Genomic DNA, 18369 nt, shown 5'->3' with positions numbered 1-18369 from the left:
CCCCTATTCTGTGTCTGTTTTTATCGTAAATACCAGCCTGAGCTTATCTGTATATGGTATTTCCAGCTCTATCCTGTTTCCGAGGCATTGTTTCAGACGCAGATACGGATTGAATCTGTAGCTTCTGTTGAAGCAGTAGTCTTCGGCTACTTCGCCGTACTCGAAAATGGCATTGAATTTCAGCATATCCTCGTTCAGGAGGGGATCGCTGCTCTCGAATGAGATGACTGCGGTATTCTCTGTTACAAGGAAATTAGCTGAAACGTCGCCGTAATGATTGTATATATCATCTGCTATAAGAGCGAAGGAATATGCAGGCACGTGCCATTTATCCTCGGGTATGTGAGTAGCAGAGTAGTTCTTTTCCAGTATGTCGGCAATCTTTGCCACCAGTCTGGCTTCCTCGCTGAGCGGTATATACTCGTCATCGCTGTCGGCAATGACGTAGGGATACTTTTCTGTCATAAGGAGCTCCGCATCGAGACGCATAGCTGTTGTGTACAGCGAAGCGTAATCGGATTCCTTGCGCATGAGAGTATCGCCGCGCTCCTTGAATTCGTAGCCCTTTTTCTGGAGCTTTTCCGACATATCGCAGCAAATATCCAGCAGCGAACCTATCTCGTCCCTGCCGTTTTTGCCTTTCTTGGTCTGCTGTATTATACCGAGGGCACGGTATTCCGCCATAGCAGCCTTGACTCTGCGCTTTACGCCGATAGCAAGCATACGTCCCAGTATTACCGAGAGTATGATTATGCCTATGAGCATTATCATGAGCTGCTTATTCATGGATATGAAGTTCTTGAAGCCCTTTCTTTGTGAGCGCGAATAGAACTCTATATCCACCGTATAGTAGTTTCTTGTGATGCAGTCAAAGTCCTGACTTATTGTGATATTATCGCTTGTGGAAGCGCTTTTATCGCTGCTGTACAGGATATGATTGCCGCTCATTATATAGAGCTCACCGTCAAAGTCAAGACTGTCAGCAAATTCGGAAATGACCTTGCTGTTCATCTCGAGACAGAGATAGCAGTCGCCTGTGTCGAGAGTGTAGTAGTCCAGCTTCCTGACGAGAATGAACTCGTTTTTGGACTGGTCTATACAGAGTACTGTGGATTTATTTATCTCCCTGAAGTACTTGTACCAGTAATCGTTTACTGCGGTATCCAGCTTTTTGATGCTGCCGCCTGCGAGAACAGTCGGGTTTGCAGTATAGAGAGTGCAGGACTTTACTATATTTGTCTCGGCGATATTCAGTACAGTATTGCGCTGAAGATGATAGTATTCTTCGTAATATTCTGCCGAAGATGAGTATTCCTTATTGAGAAAGTCGTATATAGCTTCGTTGGTGTAGATATTCTTGGCGATAGACACAGCGCTTTCCACGGAGAGATTGACTATCTGCTCCGAAGCTGTGACTACAGTGTGCTCCATTTGTCTGTATTTTTCCCGCTGGGTAATCAGTATAGTTCTTACCATAGCGCCCCATATCGTTGCTACCGAGAGCAGCATCATAATGACAAGGAGCGCTGATTTTATGCTTACGGGAGTATTGGAAAACGGAGCGAACTTGCGCCTGATCTTTTTTTCCTTTTCCAAAACTGCCACCTCGCTTTATCTGTCAGGCATTTGAAGGAGTTGTTTGAGTTCGGTCTTTTTGATGTACATGTTGTCTTCTGCTTCTGCGAGCTTTGCGTCGTAGGAGAATATGCCCTTTGCGTATGAGAAGCCGTATGACAGCGAGCATTTTATGGAATCGGTCTTTCTGCTGAGTATATACGGCGCATCGCTGTTGAGCTTATCAATTATCTTATCGAGTCTTCTGACGTCGCCTGATGTCATTACAATGAGGAATTCGTCGCCTCCCATTCTGAAACAATAGTCACCGTCACCGATAAAGCCTCTGATGTAATCAGCAGCTCTCTTGATGACGAAGTCGCCGCTTTCGTGGCCGAGGGTATCGTTCATGAGCTTGAGGTTGTTTACGTCAAAGTAAATGAAACAGATGGATTCGCACTTCCTGAAGGATTCTTCCATGTTGTGGTAGAAGCGCTTGTTCCAGTGCTGAGTCATACCGTCGTGATTAGCGTCATATATAGCCTGATTGAGAGTCTTTTCGCCTGTTATCAGGTCTCCGAGAAGAGTCTTTAGTGAGCTGCTGAGCTGTCCTATCTCGTCGTCGCGGTCCGAATTGAAGATCACGGAAGCGTCGGGGCTTTCCTTTTTGCCTGATTTTTTGTCGCCGCTGTCATTGTCCTTCTTTTCGGAGGCAGCATTATTCTTGAGTGAATCGAGATAAGATGCTATCTTTCTGATGGGAGTGAACATCTTCTTTCTGAGGAAAAGCAGAAGCATACCCACAAATACGAGTCCCAGCAGAAGGAGCACGGCGAACACAACGGCGATAATGTAGTAGTACTGGGTCTCAAAGGGCTTTTCCAGTTCAACTATCAGTGTACCGCAGAGATTGTCGTCAACAGTTCTCAGAGGGCGGTAGACTATGAGCCTGCCATTCTCGGAGGTGCTCATGGAGCTTCTGCCGTTTATCAGCTCGGCTTTTACAGATGAAGTGTACTTGTTGTAATCAAGGCGTGAGCCAAGGGTAGCTCCGCCCGAGTCAAAGATATAAACGCCTGCGGAATTGCTGAAGCTTACGAGGGAGATCCTGCTGATGATGTCGTTATTATTGCGCTGATATGCGGTTATCTTGTTCTGTACCGAGTCGTAGTCATCAGACTTTATCCTTGTTTTGTAGCTTGATCTTGCCTTGTCGGCGTTTATGGTCAGCGCCGCAAAATCGAGGGCTGAGGAAGCTGCGCGTTCACAGTACTTATTGCCTATGAAGCGCACACAGCCGTATGAAAAAACAAAGCCGATGAGAACAAAAAGGACGAGAATGCCTGCCGCAAATGCTCCTATGGATTTTTTTACAGATCTTGACATTTTGATACCTCTGTCCGTTATATCGGGGGAGAAGCTGAAAATAGGCGGGAGCTTCTCCGCATAGCTGTACTTATTTATACTACTATTTTACAATATTTGATTGCAATTGTCAACTTGTATGGCAAAACAAAGTTTGTGGTTCATAAAAATGTTACATTTGTATAAAAGAAAGCGGAAATAATACAAATGGTATAGGAATTTGTTGTCATATTGACCATAAAAAAACCGCCTGAACAGCGGTTTTTACATTTTCTCGGAAATTATCTCTCCGAAAACGTTCCTGAGCAGGGAAGTATCGCCTTGTGCAGCTTTGACAGCCGCAATGATGAGCATGTCGGGAGCACATTCGGCAAAGTTTATATCGCGCCCTGTACTGCGTACTAAAAGCGTGATGAAAAGACGCAGGGTACGGCCGTTGCCCTCACGGAACGGGTGGAGCATATTCAGCTCATGGTACAGCTCCGTCACCTCGCTGAGGAATTCGCTGTCGGGAAGTCCGCAGAGATAGTTCTGAGAGGCGAGACGCTGAAATTTCAGCTTTCCCAGCCGTTCAAGCTCGGTGTGATCGCAGAAAACGGTGCCTTTTTTGGAGATATTGATAGTCCGCAGGGTGCCTGCCCAGTCGTAGAGGTCTCCGAAAAGGGTCTTGTGGAGAGACTTGTAGAACTCAAAGTCCACATTTACGAATTCGGTCTCCTGTTCAGCCTGAATACCGCGGAGCAGGGTTATCTGCTTTTCCAGTGCGTCCAGCTCCTGCTGGTCTCTGATATCGAGCTTGTTTATGAGGACTGTGGTATCAGGGTAACAGTTCCACTGACAGCCCTCTATTTTATATACAGCCATTATTTCCTTTTGCTGTCTTTGATTATCTTATCGGTGAACTGCTTGAATGACAGCTCGCCGCTGAGACATTTTCTGACATTTTCTATCTCTTTTTCCGAAAAGCGGTATCCCTCCATACGGACGGAAGCCAGCTGGTTTTTCAGCGCTTTTTCGGTGGTGACGTTCTGCATTGCCATCAGCTCCTTTACCACGATATTATACCTTGTTTTACGCTGTTTGTCAACTATCTGCACGAAAAGTTATATTGTCAGTATCGATTGTTACTTAGTCAATTGACATTTTACACATATTTGAGCTCGAATGCTTATACAATACGCCAAAGTTTTGAAGATGTTTCACAAAAACTAAAGACAATATCTTGACACGGGCAGTAAACATGTGTAAAATGTTTACATACGCATTAATTATAATATAATTCGGCAACAATTTTTTCACATATTAATTTTAACATAAGGAGGATCTTTATCATGAAAAAGTTTCTTGCAGTACTCTCTACACTGGTGATGTTAGGCACACTCGCTTCATGTGGCGGAACAACATCCACATCTGACAGCGACGCCGGTGCAACCCCAAGCTCAAACACTGAATCAAAAACAGACGCTAAAACAGACGATTCATCAGAATCAAAAGCTGACGAGTCTTCAAGCAGCGGCGGAAAGACTGTTGGTATCGCTATGCCTACAAAGTCTCTCGAGCGCTGGAACCGTGACGGCGAATACCTCAAGGATCAGTTTGAGGCAGCAGGCTACTCGGTTGAGCTGAAGTACTCTGATAATGACACAAACCAGCAGAACAACGATATCCAGGGCATGATCGCTGATAAGGTAGATCTTCTTCTTATTGCTGCTATCGACGGAAATACCCTCTCACAGACACTTGCCGACGCTAAGGACGCAGGCATCTCTGTTATCGCTTATGACCGTCTTATCATGAACACAGACGCAGTTTCATACTACGTTTCATTCGATAACTATACAGTAGGTAAGCTCCAGGGCGAATTTGTACGCGACCAGCTCAAGCTTGACAGCGAGGCAGGTCCTTACAACATCGAGTTCACCGCAGGCGACCCTGCTGATAATAACGCAGGCTTCTTCTTCAACGGCGCTTATGACGCTCTCAAGTCATACATTGATGACGGCAAGCTCAAGATCCCGTCGGGCAAGACAAAGTTCGAGCAGGTAGCTACTCCAACATGGTCAACAGATACAGCTCTTGAGAATATGCAGAACACTCTCGCTTCTTACTATTCAGACGGCACACAGCTTGACGTTGCTCTCTGCTCCAACGACTCAACAGCTCTCGGTGTAGCTCAGGCTATCAGCTCTGACTACAGCGGAAAGAATACTGTTATCGTAACAGGTCAGGACGGCGATATCGCTAACCTCAAGAACATCGTTGACGGCAAGCAGTCCATGACAGTTTACAAGAACGTAAACGATGAGGCAGCTGCTACCCTCGAAGTTGCCAAGTCTGTTCTTTCAGGTCAGACTCCCGATGCAAGTCTCCTCAGCAATATCAAGGCAGAGGCTGCATACGATACAGAGTCATATGACAACGGCGTAAAGGTAGTTCCTTCATACCTTCTCGTTCCTTATGTTATCACCAAGGATAACCTGGATCTGCTCGTAGAGACAAATCTCTACAAGTGGGACAGCGATAACAAGTACCTCGAGTCAACAGCTGAGACCACTTGATGAAATAATATCGTTATATTGTCTGTAAAAGGGCGGGCTCAGCCTGCCCTTTTCTGAATATTTAGGCATATTCGGAGCTTTATCAGACATGGAAAAGGAGGGATATACTTGGCAGAATACATTCTCGAAATGAAAAACATAACAAAGGAGTTCCCCGGTGTCAAGGCTCTCGATAACGTAAATCTCAAGGTCAAGCCCGGCGAGATACATGCTCTCGTCGGTGAGAACGGAGCCGGTAAATCCACGCTTATGAACGTTCTCAGCGGTACATATCCTTTCGGTTCGTATACAGGTGACATCGTGTACAACGGCGAGGAATGCAGGTTCAGGACTTTGCACGACAGCGAGGAAAAGGGAATCGTTATCATACATCAGGAGCTTGCTCTTATCCCTGAGCTTTCAATAGGCGAGAATATGTTTCTCGGAAATGAACGCAAAGGTCTTTTCGGCATAGACTGGGACAAGACTTACCATGAGGCAGGAGAGCATATGCGTCAGGTAGGCCTGAAGGAAGAAGCTACTACTCTTATCAAGGACATAGGTACAGGCAAGCAGCAGCTTGTTGAGATAGCCAAGGCTCTCAGCAAGGACGTTAAGCTGCTCATTCTTGACGAGCCTACGTCCTCACTGAATGAAGAGGACTCAAAAATGCTCCTTGATCTGCTCATAAGCTTCAAGCAGAAGGGCATGACTTCTATCATAATCTCCCATAAGCTCAACGAGATCTCTTACGTTGCCGATAAGATAACCGTTATCCGTGACGGTGCGACTATCGAGACTATCGACAACGCAGACCATAATATCGACGAGGCACGTATCATCAGCGGTATGGTAGGACGTGAGCTCAGCGACCGTTATCCTGCCCGCGAGCATAATGTAAGCGACAAGGTGGGCATGGAGGTCAGCGGCTGGACAGTTCATCACCCGCTGTATACCGAGAAAAAGGTAGTGGACAACGTGTCCTTTAACGTTCGCCGCGGCGAGATAGTAGGCTTTTCGGGCTTGCAGGGCGCAGGACGCACCGAGCTGGCTATGTCGATTTTCGGCAGATCCTACGGCTCGGGTATAAGCGGAAAGATCAAGATCGACGGAGAAGAGAAAGAGCTCAGAAATGTCCGTGACGCTATCAAGGCAGGTCTTGCATACGTTACCGAGGACAGAAAGGGCAACGGTCTCATACTTGAGGAGAGCATTGCCAAGAACATAACAATGTCGCGCCTTGAAAAGGTATGCGGCAAGGGAATCATAAATATTGACAAGGAAAACGCTGTGGCAGAGGAATACAAGCAGAAGCTCCGTACAAAGACTCCTTCTGTACAGCAGGCTGTTGGAAATCTCTCGGGCGGAAATCAGCAGAAGGTGCTCCTTTCAAAGTGGATGTTCGCCGATCCTGAGGTGCTCATTCTCGACGAGCCCACAAGAGGTATCGACGTAGGTGCAAAGTACGAGATATACTGCATAATGAACGACCTTGTTGCACAGGGAAAATCCGTGGTAATGATCTCATCGGAAATGCCTGAGCTTCTCGGTATGTGCGACCGTATCTACGTTATGAACGAGGGAAAAATGGTCGCAGAGATGCCTGCTTCCGAAGCAACGCAGGAGAAGATCATGGCGGCTATCCTTCAGTCCGATAAAAAATAAATGATCGAAGGAGTATATTATGAACGTCAAAACATTCGTCAAAAAATACACCATGGTCATTGCATTGGTCGTGGTATTCATATTCTTTGCCTGGTGGACAGATCAGAGACTTCTGCTGGCACAGAATCTTTCAAATCTCTTGCTCCAGAACGCATACGTGCTTGTAATGGCATGCGGTATGCTTTTGTGTATACTCACAGGCGGTAATATCGACCTCTCGGTAGGCTCTACGGTCTGCCTCATAGGAGCTATAGCCGCTCAGCTGATGTCGAAACACCATATGAACGCCTATGCGGTTATAATACTCTGTCTGATATTATCCGTGCTCATAGGTATGTGGCAGGGCTTCTGGATAGGCTATATACATATACCGCCCTTTATCTGTACTCTCGCGGGAATGTTCCTGTTCAGAGGTATAGGACGTGCCATACTTGAATCAAAAACTATCGCTATAAATGACCAGAACTTCCTCAATACCTTTGCTTCCTATATTGAGATACCCGGACTTGACAATGATGTCAAGTGGTCGGCATTCATCGCAGGCATAGCCATTGCGTGCATACTCGTTGCAGTAACAGCATTCAGCCGCTTCAAGAAAGCAAAGAAGGGCTATAAGCAGGCTTCTGCCGTATCACAGTTCGTCAAGATCGCAGTTATAGACCTGCTTATCATCGCTTATTCATGGAAGCTTGCTCATTACAAGGGCATTCCTGTAATGGCATTGTGGGTACTTGCAGTAGTATTCATCTATGCATTTATCACCTCAAAGACAGCCTTCGGACGCTACTTCTACGCAGTAGGCGGAAACGAAAAGGCTACAAAGCTTTCGGGTATCAATACCAATAAGGTATACTTCATGGCTTATACTTCAATGTCGCTCCTTGCAGGTCTTTCGGGACTCCTTATCGGAGCTCGTATCGGCTCAGTAAACGGCGATACAGGTAACTCATTTGAAATGGACGCTATCGGCTCATGCTTCATCGGCGGCGCTTCTGCATACGGCGGAAGCGGTACTGTAGGCGGCGTTGTAGTCGGAGCTATCCTCCTCGGTGTTATCAACCAGGGCATGTCCATCAAGGGACTTGACAACAACTGGCAGTACGTAGTCAAGGGTGCAGTACTTCTCGTGGCTGTTATCTTTGACGTTGTATCCAACAAGAAGACAGGTAAGGCAGGTTAAGCCTATACCATATATGGCTCGGGTCGCTCAGTACCCGAGCCTAAAAATACAAAACAGAAAGGACAGAAATATAATGAACAGTTTAAAATTTGATGCTATCAAGCATAATAAGGCAAAGATCTCAGCGGTACTCCGCGCAATAGTTGCAGTATATCTGGGCTATCTCGGCATCAAGCTGCTGACCAACAAGGAAACTACTATGGATATGGCTACAGCATGGACCTTTGGTGCATTATTCCTGCTGGCAGCTCTTATCATTGCAGGATATTCCATTTACCGCTTCTATAATGATTATACCTCGGCTCATATCAGAAAAAAGAGCTTCGACGATGACGACGAAGAATTCACAAGAAAATGATCCTTGACCAAATCCGCGCCGTCTATGAGGAGTACAGCTCTCAGGTCGCAAAGCTTGAAGGCGAGAGAAAGGTGTGGGACGGGCTTTTCGGAATGGGGAAGAAGCTCGCCGACGATCCCTGCCATGAACGCTTTATTGAAGAGCTGGAAAAGCTTCTGAAAGGACTGGCAGAGGAAAAGCCTTCCTCGGAGGTCATACGTGAGGTGCTGGAGTTCATATACAGCACGCCATGTGATGAGGAGCAGCCTTCAGGCGCTGTAATGCCTATGAATGCGGTGCACAGTCTCACTGTGGGGCTGGCTGAGCAGCTATCGCCTGCGGACGCGGCGGAGCTTCTTGAGCAGTACACAAGGTACTACCCGAAAAGTAAGAGATTCCCTGTCCACAAGACGGTGATAAAGACTCTTGAACGGGTAAAAAACAGCTGATAACAGGAAGTATCAGAGGTGATTTTTACGAAAAGACCCATAAAGCATTTTGTTCTTGCGGCATTTATTGCCGCATCTCTTGTTTTTGGCGGAAGCGGCTGCAAAACCCACGCTCCTGCTGCTGTCATGGACGGCAAGGATGTGCTTCTTGACAGCCTGCGCAGCAAGTACGGTGATGAATTCACATTTGTGGATAACGCAGGCGGCGGTACTGCCGTTACCGACCACTGTGCCATACACGTCCGCTCGGAGAAGCTCCCGGGGGATACGGTATATGCGGTGCGCGGAGTCTTCGACGGAAAGACCGAGAACAGGGACAACTACATGGCGTATTACCTCAAAGCCGACGCAGAGGCTTATCTGAAAGCAATGGCAGAGGACGTATACGGCAGGTGCAGGGCGTTCTATGTTCCCGATGACAAAATGGTGCTTCCCGAGGATATGGGAAAGGATTCCACGGTGCAGGAGATGCTGAGGGCTTCCAAGTGCTATTATACGGTTGTTCTTCCTGCGGGACAGGATATGTCCGACAAGGGAAAAAAACTGGATATGCTCTTTGAGAAGCTGAAAGCGGATAAGATACGCTGTTATCTTTACATTGCGTATCTTGACGATGATAAGTACTATGAGAGCTTAAAGTCGGCGGCTGACATGGATAAGGCTCATGTTGCTGCGGACTGTGTTTTAGGAATGGACGATGATTTCAATATTACGGACAAGAAATGGGGGTAATTGTCTATGGCTGATTTCTTTGCAGAAAAAGGGATAACTAATGAAGCAAGAGCTTCGATAATACTCAATACATTCATGTATGTTGACAGATGTCTGAAGAGCAGCGCTCCGATAACGCTGAAAAGCATTGTTGACCAGATAAGCTTCGACGGTCTTGAAGATTCCCAGAAGGCGGCTCTGGAAATGGTCAGGCGCAGCCTTTCTCTGAAAAGAAACGAAGATGTGGGCTCACTGGAGCTGGTCAGCTTTTCCGAGCATAAGCGGCAGAAGTACAAGGGAGCCTGCGGTGCTGTATTCAGAAGCTCCGACGGCTCAAAGGTCTATGTGGTGTTTCGCGGTACAGGTACGGGACGCTGGTACGACAATGGCGACGGCCTTTCAAATACCTCGTCGGAGTATCAGAATGTGGCGCTCAGGTACTTCAACGACGTGCTTGACACACTCGACCTCAGCGGCGATGTAAAGCTTGTGGTAACAGGTCATTCCAAGGGCGGGAATCTCTCGCAGTACGTTACTCTCAGGTCTGATTACGGAGACAGGGTAAGGTACTGCATATCCTTTGACGGACAGGGCTTTTCACCCGAATTTCTCGGAAGCATAAGTCAGAGCCGCGTCAGCGAGCTAAGCAGGAGAATGTACTCCGTATGCGGCGACAACGACTACGTGAACGTCCTGGGCAACAAGATCATTCCCGACGCCAACACGGTCTATATCAGGACTAATACCTCTCCTACGGATATCTACGGCGCACATACCATAGTACCACAGTATTACAAGGACGTTGATGCCCATTACTGCGATTACCTTTTCAATTTCAGGACAAATATGTTCAACGATCAGGTAAATGTGCAGAGAGACCTTGCAATGTGCTCACGGGAGCTGAGCAGAAATGCCATGCAGCTTCCACATGAAAAGCGCGAGGATATATGCAGGACCCTTATGACTCTTTCTGAGCAGTTTGTCGGCGGAAGCAATTCTCCCGACGGACTCAACGGCGAAAAGGCTTCTCTGGAGGAGTGCGTAGGCTTCCTCACCAATCTCTATGAGATAATAGTGCCCCTGACCTCATACGCAGGAAAAAAGGCTGGTCAGGACATGGTGTTTGACCTTATAATCATACCCAACGATTCGGGAGCTGACAGCTCTCTTGCGTCTGCTTCTATCAGTGACAGGCTCAGCTATGTAATGTCTGACCCCGATCTTATGAAGCTCTACTACATCGGCGCTTCACTTGCCGTAGAGAGCATATCGGACCGTGCTTCTCAGGTGGGCTATGCAGTCGGCGACGTTTCATCGAGGCAGCTCACAGCGGAGCTGGGCTTTGTTTTGCAGAACCAGCTTTCGGCTACTGAAATGGTCTGCTCCTGTCTGAGAAACAGCGTAAATACCGTGAACAATGCGGTGGCTGCTGTTAGATCATGTATCACAGGCGCCATGAAGGTGCGTGACAGCTTTCTTAAAAGTCTGGGACAGAGCAGCCTTGCAGGCTTCGGCGTATGGAGCAGGTTCCTTGAATACCGCAACAATGAGGGCAAGGCTGTATGGCGGGTCGCAGACGGAGATAATGCAAGACACTACCCTGATTCTTCGGAAGCTATCTACGGAACAAGCGGGGAAGATCTTGTCCGCGGATTCAAGGGCGACGATGATATATACGGCGGCGAGGGCGATGACAAGCTCTTTGGACGTGAAGGCAATGACAAGCTCTACGGCAATGAGGGAAATGATACATTGTGGGGACAGGAGCATAACGACATTCTACACGGCGGTCCCGGAGACGATACCCTCAAAGGCGGAACAGGCAATGACATTCTTTACGGCAGTATGGGCAATGATCAGCTTACAGGCGATGAGGGCAATGACATGCTCTGCGGTGGAATAGGCGACGATAAGTACATCTTCCGGAAAGGCTTCGGCAGCGATATCATAAAGGATTCGGACGGTGAGGAAACCATCGTATTTGACGGTATGGAGACCTCCGATATGATATTCACCACCTCCGATGATAAAAGTCTCACCATAAAGAATATGCAGACGGGAGACAAGGTGACTATAATGAAGTATGACCCTTCGCGGTATACCTTTGTTTTCGGCACTGACAGCTATACACTTGACAAAAGCAAAGGCTACTACTCGTTCGATCTGAAATAATATGAGCCCGAAAGCGGCATTAAGCTGCTTTCGGGCATTTTGCCTTTTATTCTCCGCTGCCTGTCATGGCTTTTCTGTACTCCGAGGCTGTCATGCCCTTTTTTCTGCGGAAAAGCTTCATGAAATGTGAGGCGTCGGGGTATCCGCATCTCTCGGCTATCTCGCTGACGTTAAGAGCTGTGTTCACAAGAAGTTGCTCCGCAAGAGCGAGACGTGCGGAGATAACATCGGCGTTAAAGCTTATATTCAGAAACTGGCGGTAGAGGTGCTGGAAGTAGGAAATGCTCAAGCCTATTCTTGCAGCGGCTTTGAACGCTGTCCATTCAAGCTGGGGCTCCTCGTAGACGTTGTACTGGAGCTCGCGGAGCTTGCCGAGAAAGGCGCTGCTGCTGTCTGCTGAGGAGCTGCGCGTATCCTCCAGCTTTTTTTCAAGCTGCGCTATCATATCAGTTGGAGAGATACTGCTGTCGGTGACTGCGGATAAGCGGGCGAGCATAGGGGATATGCTCACATTCTGCTGCATCTCTATCATTTTCAGATTGGACTTCAATGAATTTATGAAGAGCTGCTCGGGAAAGTCGGAATCGTCACATTCGCCTATCATTATGAACTCCTCGCTGCCTGTTCTTGCGGCGAGCTCACCCCTTGCGCAGGACAGGTTGACTGCCTGTGCAAATGACACTATTATCTGTCGCACGTACTCATTGCCGTACTGTCCGCGGAGCTGCTCAGCTCCCTCGATGCAGTAGAGAACGCCGTAGTATCTGCGCTCGGGACTGAGGCCGTCTGTCCGTGAGATAAGTCCCTTGCGGCTGAAAAGACCCGTGAGGATATCACGCTCGGAGAGCCGCTGTATTTTCTCGTTGAGTGACCTTTCGTAGTCAAGCATGCGTATGCGCTCTATGGTATTGGCAGCGACCTGACAGAATTCGCCGTAATACTGCTCAAATACTATGCTGTCTGAATATCTGCGGACGCAGTAGCCGAAGTTCCTGTCGAGGTAGTGGAGGGGAGTGAAGATATAGGCGGCGGGCTTATCTGTGAGCTCCTGCTTGGGTATCATCATATCCAGCGGGAATTCCTGCTGAGCTATGTCACACCTGCCGTTACAGTATCTCATAGGACACAGCATAGTATCAGTGTAGCCTCTGCCAGAGCTCTCCTCGCCGCCGCAAAGGCAGAGGAAGAAATCGCTTTTGGGATAGAGAAGATAGGCATTCTGTGCCAGTACTATAGCACACTCGTCCATGTTCTTGACGTTGTTCATCATGGAGGAATAGTTACTGTGCATGAATATTCCCATGGTCATGTCCCTTGCGAACATCTTCTCGCTTATGGCGGCATCTCCCGAGGTATCAGCCCTGCAGCCGCAGCTTGCTCCAACCTTGACGGCAGGGCGGACTGCTATGCGCTTGTCGGGAGCTTTTCCGCTTATGAGCTTATGCAGGCGGCACACGGCGTTGATACCGTTTTCCGTGAAGCCGCCTCCAAAGGTGGTGAGCGACGGGTGGTAGCTGCTTACATCGGGGTTGCCGTCGTAGCCGCCCACGGCTATGTCGTCAGGGACGCTTATGCCGTTTTCCGCAAGTGAAAGGCAGAGCTGCAAAGCCATGAAATCATTTCCGCATACAATAGCCTGCGGACGTTCTATTTCGCCCTTGGCGATACGCGCCGCGAAGCTCTTTGCGTAGTTCACCCAGAAGTCGCCGTAGAAAACATGATCCTGTCTGAATGGTATGCCGTTTTCGGCGAGAGCGTCCTTGTAGCCCTCTATACGCTCTGTGGTATGTATGACGTTCTCGGGACCGCTGAGACAGTATATATTTGTGAAGCCGTGAACTTTGATGAAGTGCTCGGTGAGCTGTCGGAAGTTCTCCCTGTTGTTTTGCAGGCAGCTTTCAAAGCGTTCGCTGAAGTAATCGAGAGCGATGACAGGTATGCCCTTTTCCCAAAGCATGTCCTCCAGCTTTTTTGACAGGGAACGGCTGTAGAATGAGCCTAAGTCGATAACAGCTCCGTCAAAGCTGAGCTGTCTGATGAGGGTGTAGATATTTTCGTCACCTTTAAGGTGGTCGGACTCGTTGTCGAAGTTTACGAAATGGGTCAGCACTGCAAGATCATAGCCAAAGGCGGCGGACTGCCGCCACATCGCCTCAATAAGGCTGGTCTGGTAGAGCTTTTCCACATTTACGGTTATGAATGCTATTCGTTTTCTCATGGGCAGTCACCTCCTTGTTATGATTATACCACATGGCAGGGGAGAAATCAACTGCAAAAAGCTGAAAAGTACATAAATACAGTTGGAATTTTCATTGAAATTTACATTTATCTGCTCTATAATTATAGTAACAAAAATATAGGGGACGACGTCCCTTGATTTAATTGTACGTATATGTAGAAGTTGAGAGTTGAGAATTGAGAGTTGAAAGCTGCGGAGTCGCCTTTGGCGGTATATTTTTAATAACGTGAGCGCAGCGAACACCTAAACTCTCAACTCTGCACTCTCAACTCTAAACTGTAGAGAAAGGAAGTTTTTAACATGAATAGTTTCTTCAAGAAAGGCTGTTCCGCTGCTCTTGCAGCAGTTACCCTTGTTTCCTCGGCTATGGGAAGCACTGTTTTCACCACGTCCGCTGTAAGTGTAAGTATACAGCAGTTTGCAGGTGAAAGCTCCGACAGCACATACACAATTCCTGCCGAGGTATTGAATTCCGACATCAGCGTGACAGACGTCGGCGAATTCTCGGTACCTCTCCTTACAAGCAATAAGGTTGCAGCAGCCGATTACAATATCCCCGACCTCAATATCCCTGCAAAGTCAGTTCCCGAGACTGAGGGTATCAAGTTCGTAAAGGATATGCGCCTTGGCTGGAACCTGGGAAATACTATGGACGCTATCGACGATACAGGCTGGGTTGGCAGCGAAATGGGCATCGAGACCTGCTGGAACGGTGGCTATAAGACCTCCAAGAAGATGATAGACACAGTTAAGGCAGCAGGCTTCAGAACTGTCCGTATCCCTGTTTCATGGCACAACCACGTTGACGGCAGCTACCAGATATCCAAGCAGTGGATGGACAGAGTTCAGGAGATAGTTGACTATGCTATCGACGACGGTATGTACGTTATCCTTAACGTTCACCACGATAACGATGCAAAGTATATGTACCCCGATACTGCTCACTACGACCAGTCCAAGAAGTACATGACCACTGTATGGTCACAGATTGCTGACCGTTTCAAGGAATACGATGATAAGCTCATCTTCGAGACCATGAACGAGCCACGTCTTATCGGTCACCAGAACGAGTGGTGGATAAATCCCTCCAACGCTGACTGTATCGACGCTATAAAGACTATCAACAAGCTCAATCAGGACTGCCTTGACACTATCCGTAAGTCAGGCGGCAACAACAGCACAAGATACGTTGCAGTCCCGGGTTATGACTGCTCCGTTGACGGCGCTACAAATGAGAACTTCCAGATACCTAACGACAGTGCACAGAACAGACTTATCGTAGCTGTTCACGCATATCTGCCATACGGCTTCGCTCTTGCTGAGGAAAGCGACTCCCAGAGCGTTTCAAAGTTTAACATCAACACAGACACAAGCGAGATAAATCAGGCATTCGACAAGGTTTACCAGAAGTACACCTCAAAGGGTATCCCTGTTTATGTAGGTGAGTACGGCGCAAGAGAAAAGGGCAACAACGTACAGGACAGAGTTGACTGCGCTGCTTACTTCACAGCTTATGCTTCATCTGTAGGCGTTACCTGCTGCTGGTGGGACGATATCAGCTTCATGCTCCTTGACAGATCAAACTGCACATGGAAGCGTCCCGAGATCGTTGCAGCTATCAACAAGTACGCAAGAGGAAGCGCTGAGTCCACTATCGTTACTTCCGTTACAAATCCCAATGAGGTTGTAACTACTACTACAATGGCAAATGTATCCGAGAGCGACAAGATCTACGGCAAGGACAACGGAAACGGCACAGTGAACTTCGGTACAAGTATCGGCGAAACTGCATTCGTTGATGTTCAGTTCGCAGGAAATACAAACTTCATGAACGGCTGTCTGGGCTTCTCACCACAGCTCAACGGTAAGAGCTACTGGGTGTCATACGTATGGGAGGCTAAGAAGTCAGGCATTATCACTCTTGACATGAACAATCCAAAGCAGGTAATGGACGTATCAACAGAGCCCTCTGAGGCTGTTACAGACGCTGACGTAAAGAAGCAGCTCATCGATATGATAAAGAATGAAAAGTCCGCACTCTTACAGGCTTGGTACGCTTCCGACAAGTCGGGCAAGGAGATAACACCTCCTGCTTCGGGAGCTGAGAGCATAAAGGCATTCATCGTTGCCTCAAACGGCTCACAGCCCACAACGACTACAACTACCACAACGACAGCAACAACTACTACTTCCGAGACTACGACAACATCGACTTCAACAACCACCTCGACCACAACTACAGTTACAACAACTGTTACTTCGACAACAACGCAGACTACTACAGTTACAGAGCCTGTTACATCAACAACTACTGTTGCAGACGTAAAGGCTGACAAGTACGGCGATGTAAACTGTGACGGCGAGATAGATATGTCCGATGTTGTGCTTATAATGCAGTTCCTTGCAAATCCCAACAAGTACGGTCTCAATGGTTCTGACGCAAAGCATATCACCGAAAAGGGACTTGCAAACGGCGACGTTGACAAGTCCAGCGAGGGCATCACAGCCAACGACGCTCTCCGCATACAGGAGTATCTCCTCAAGAAGGTCGCTTCTCTTGATATTGCAGGCTGATCAAATTTGAATTTACCCCCCCATTATAAAAAAGCTCCGCTGTATTAACGGTTACAGCGGAGTTTTTTATGTTTAGATCAAGGGGACGCCTTCTCTTACAAGGCGTCCCCTCTAAAAAAACAGTCCACCGGACTGTTTTTTTATTCACCCCTTGCGAGGCGCCTGACGTATGCGGGGCTTTGCCCCATACCCCACAAGGGCTGTCCCCCTAATCGGGTCCGTCCCCTCTGTCGCGTTGCGACATCTCCCCACCCTGTGGGGAGTCACCCTTGACCTGACCAAAGGGAGTATACTCCTTTTGGAATCCCGTTCATGGGTTCAGCTTACTAAAAGCTAAAGGCTAATGGCTAACGGCTCGGGCGAACAATGTTCGCCCCTACAGGCTGACTTCACCTGTTATTGACAGTTTCGGGATACATATCATGCTGAGAGAGACGTTCCCACGCCATCTGCTCCCATTTTGTGCCTGCCTTGCCGTAGTTGCAGTAGGGGTCTATGGACAGACCGCCGCGAGGCAGGAACTTTCCCCACACCTCGATATATTTCGGATCCATGAGCTTTATGAGGTCTTTCATGATGATGTTCACGCAGTCCTCATGGAAATCGCCGTGATTGCGGAAGCTGAACAGGTAGAGCTTCAAGGACTTGCTCTCCACCATTCTTTCGGCTGGTATGTATGAGATGTATATAGTTGCGAAGTCTGGCTGACCTGTGATAGGACACAGGCTTGTGAATTCTGGACAGTTGAACTTCACGAAGTAGTCGTTGTCGGGGTGCTTGTTTGGAAAGGTCTCCAGCACTGACGGGTCATAGTCGTAGTTATACTTTGTATGCTGATTGCCCAGCAGGGTGATATCACCCTTTTCGTTTTCGGTTCTTCCGCTCATAGTCATTCTCCTTTCATGGCAGGGTCGTCCATGCCGTTGGCTCTGAATGCCGCCATTCTGTCGCGGCAGGTGCCGCATACACCGCAGGGCTTGTCGCCGCCCTCATAGCAGCTCCATGTGAGCTCGTAGGGGACGTTCAGTTTAAGTCCCTCAGCTACCACCTGAGCCTTGTTCATTCCGATAAAGGGCGCCACAACGCGGAGCTCCTCACCGCTTCCGAGGTAGATAGCGCGGTTGATAGCGTCGTTGAAGTCGCTGCTGCAGTCAGGGTAGGCGTTGCCTGCGGCGTCATCGCTGTGAGCGCCGTAGTATATCTCTGTGCAGCCATTCGACAGTGCAATGCTTGCCGCAGATGCAAGGAAAAGTCCGTTTCGGAACGGTACATAAGTTGAAACAGGCTTGCCGTCTGTCTTTTTTAGCTGTTCTGCGTAGGACTCCTTGGGGATATCCTCTGTGGAGCCTCTGAGCAGCGAGCAGTCGCTGTCCGCAAAGATGAGAGCAAGGTCAAGCTCCTTGTGTTTTACGCCGTAGTGAGCGGCTATCTTTCGTGCCGCTTCAAGCTCGCGGCTGTGCTTTTGTCCGTAGTAGAGTGAAAGAGCCAGAACTTGGTCTGCTCCGTATTTATTGACGGCGATGCCGAGACAGGTGGTGCTGTCAACTCCGCCGCTGAAAAGTACCAGTGCTTTCATGTGGTTCTCC

15 protein-coding genes are annotated in these 18369 nt (G+C 48.3%); 8 read left to right on the top strand and 7 right to left on the bottom strand.

What is annotated here, in order from left to right; genetic code table 11:
• Positions 1-3: 3 nt before the first annotated feature.
• The 4 genes from N774_RS0106145 to N774_RS19145 form a co-directional block, all read right to left on the bottom strand.
• A complete protein-coding gene (locus tag N774_RS0106145) occupies positions 4-1596 on the bottom strand; it encodes a hypothetical protein (RefSeq protein ID WP_024860399.1) in 1593 nt (530 codons plus the stop codon).
• A 15-nt stretch (positions 1597-1611) separates the two neighbouring features.
• A complete protein-coding gene (locus tag N774_RS0106140) occupies positions 1612-2940 on the bottom strand; it encodes a GGDEF domain-containing protein (protein ID WP_024860398.1) in 1329 nt (442 codons plus the stop codon).
• A gap of 243 nt (positions 2941-3183) precedes the next feature.
• Entirely contained in the window at positions 3184-3783 is a 600-nt protein-coding gene (locus N774_RS16985; RefSeq protein ID WP_024860397.1) for a Fic/DOC family protein, read from the bottom strand.
• Positions 3783-4016 (bottom strand): antitoxin VbhA family protein, encoded by a 234-nt coding sequence (locus tag N774_RS19145; RefSeq protein WP_196231533.1) that lies wholly within the window; start codon positions 4014-4016, stop codon positions 3783-3785. Before N774_RS19145 ends, N774_RS16985 begins: the two co-directional genes overlap by 1 nt.
• A 234-nt stretch (positions 4017-4250) precedes the next feature.
• Here N774_RS19145 and N774_RS0106125 point away from each other — a divergent pair, with 234 nt between their 5' ends.
• The 7 genes from N774_RS0106125 to N774_RS18090 all read left to right on the top strand — a co-directional run bounded on the left by N774_RS0106125 (position 4251) and on the right by N774_RS18090 (position 11970).
• On the top strand, positions 4251-5477 hold the full coding sequence (locus tag N774_RS0106125; protein ID WP_037280157.1) for a substrate-binding domain-containing protein: 1227 nt from the start codon (positions 4251-4253) through the stop codon (positions 5475-5477).
• 108 nt (positions 5478-5585) lie between these two features.
• Positions 5586-7121, top strand: coding sequence for a multiple monosaccharide ABC transporter ATP-binding protein (gene mmsA / locus N774_RS0106120; RefSeq protein ID WP_024860395.1), 1536 nt, complete (start codon positions 5586-5588; stop codon positions 7119-7121).
• A gap of 19 nt (positions 7122-7140) precedes the next feature.
• The gene (locus N774_RS0106115; RefSeq protein WP_024860394.1) at positions 7141-8301 is read left to right on the top strand and encodes an ABC transporter permease subunit; all 1161 of its coding nucleotides are present in this window, start codon (positions 7141-7143) and stop codon (positions 8299-8301) included.
• A 73-nt stretch (positions 8302-8374) separates the two neighbouring features.
• Complete coding sequence (locus N774_RS0106110; protein WP_024860393.1) at positions 8375-8659, top strand: DUF1206 domain-containing protein; 285 nt, start codon at positions 8375-8377, stop codon at positions 8657-8659.
• Positions 8656-9087, top strand: a complete 432-nt coding sequence (locus tag N774_RS0106105) for a hypothetical protein (protein ID WP_024860392.1) — start codon at positions 8656-8658, stop codon at positions 9085-9087. Before N774_RS0106110 ends, N774_RS0106105 begins: the two co-directional genes overlap by 4 nt.
• Before the next feature lie 18 nt (positions 9088-9105).
• Positions 9106-9819 carry a hypothetical protein gene (locus tag N774_RS0106100; RefSeq protein WP_024860391.1) on the top strand — a complete coding sequence of 238 codons (714 nt, stop codon included), beginning with the start codon at positions 9106-9108 and terminating at the stop codon, positions 9817-9819.
• A gap of 6 nt (positions 9820-9825) precedes the next feature.
• Positions 9826-11970 (top strand): Mbeg1-like protein, encoded by a 2145-nt coding sequence (locus N774_RS18090; RefSeq protein ID WP_024860390.1) that lies wholly within the window; start codon positions 9826-9828, stop codon positions 11968-11970.
• A gap of 46 nt (positions 11971-12016) precedes the next feature.
• Here the strand turns inward: N774_RS18090 and N774_RS0106090 are convergent, their stop codons facing one another.
• Complete coding sequence (locus tag N774_RS0106090; RefSeq protein WP_024860389.1) at positions 12017-14188, bottom strand: helix-turn-helix domain-containing protein; 2172 nt, start codon at positions 14186-14188, stop codon at positions 12017-12019.
• 321 nt (positions 14189-14509) lie between these two features.
• Here N774_RS0106090 and N774_RS18085 point away from each other — a divergent pair, with 321 nt between their 5' ends.
• Positions 14510-16783: a cellulase family glycosylhydrolase gene (locus N774_RS18085; RefSeq protein WP_024860388.1), complete on the top strand. Its 2274-nt coding sequence runs from the start codon at positions 14510-14512 to the stop codon at positions 16781-16783.
• A 389-nt stretch (positions 16784-17172) separates the two neighbouring features.
• Here the strand turns inward: N774_RS18085 and queF are convergent, their stop codons facing one another.
• Together queF and queC are read right to left on the bottom strand one after the other, a co-directional pair.
• The gene (queF, locus tag N774_RS0106080; protein ID WP_431767930.1) at positions 17173-17676 is read right to left on the bottom strand and encodes a preQ(1) synthase; all 504 of its coding nucleotides are present in this window, start codon (positions 17674-17676) and stop codon (positions 17173-17175) included.
• Positions 17673-18359 (bottom strand): 7-cyano-7-deazaguanine synthase QueC, encoded by a 687-nt coding sequence (gene queC / locus N774_RS0106075; RefSeq protein WP_024860386.1) that lies wholly within the window; start codon positions 18357-18359, stop codon positions 17673-17675. The genes queF and queC overlap by 4 nt, the downstream gene beginning before the upstream one ends.
• Positions 18360-18369: the final 10 nt, after the last annotated feature.

Origin of the sequence: Ruminococcus flavefaciens AE3010, from assembly GCF_000526795.1 — a bacterium.
Lineage (GTDB): Bacteria > Bacillota > Clostridia > Oscillospirales > Ruminococcaceae > Ruminococcus > Ruminococcus flavefaciens_D.
Note: the sequence above shows the minus strand (reverse complement) of the source record. Positions and strands in the feature narration are given on the sequence as shown.

Bases quoted from the DNA above. Each gene is read 5' to 3' on its own strand.
- queF (WP_431767930.1), bottom strand. From the start codon at position 17,676: ATGACTATGAGCGGAAGAACCGAAAACGAAAAGGGTGATATCACCCTG.
- N774_RS18085 (WP_024860388.1), top strand. From the start codon at position 14,510: ATGAATAGTTTCTTCAAGAAAGGCTGTTCCGCTGCTCTTGCAGCAGTT.
- N774_RS0106115 (WP_024860394.1), top strand. From the start codon at position 7,141: ATGAACGTCAAAACATTCGTCAAAAAATACACCATGGTCATTGCATTG.
- N774_RS16985 (WP_024860397.1), bottom strand. From the start codon at position 3,783: ATGGCTGTATATAAAATAGAGGGCTGTCAGTGGAACTGTTACCCTGAT.
- N774_RS0106090 (WP_024860389.1), bottom strand. From the start codon at position 14,188: ATGAGAAAACGAATAGCATTCATAACCGTAAATGTGGAAAAGCTCTAC.
- N774_RS0106105 (WP_024860392.1), top strand. From the start codon at position 8,656: ATGATCCTTGACCAAATCCGCGCCGTCTATGAGGAGTACAGCTCTCAG.
- queC (WP_024860386.1), bottom strand. From the start codon at position 18,359: ATGAAAGCACTGGTACTTTTCAGCGGCGGAGTTGACAGCACCACCTGT.
- N774_RS0106125 (WP_037280157.1), top strand. From the start codon at position 4,251: ATGAAAAAGTTTCTTGCAGTACTCTCTACACTGGTGATGTTAGGCACA.
- N774_RS0106140 (WP_024860398.1), bottom strand. From the start codon at position 2,940: ATGTCAAGATCTGTAAAAAAATCCATAGGAGCATTTGCGGCAGGCATT.
- N774_RS18090 (WP_024860390.1), top strand. From the start codon at position 9,826: ATGGCTGATTTCTTTGCAGAAAAAGGGATAACTAATGAAGCAAGAGCT.
- N774_RS0106110 (WP_024860393.1), top strand. From the start codon at position 8,375: ATGAACAGTTTAAAATTTGATGCTATCAAGCATAATAAGGCAAAGATC.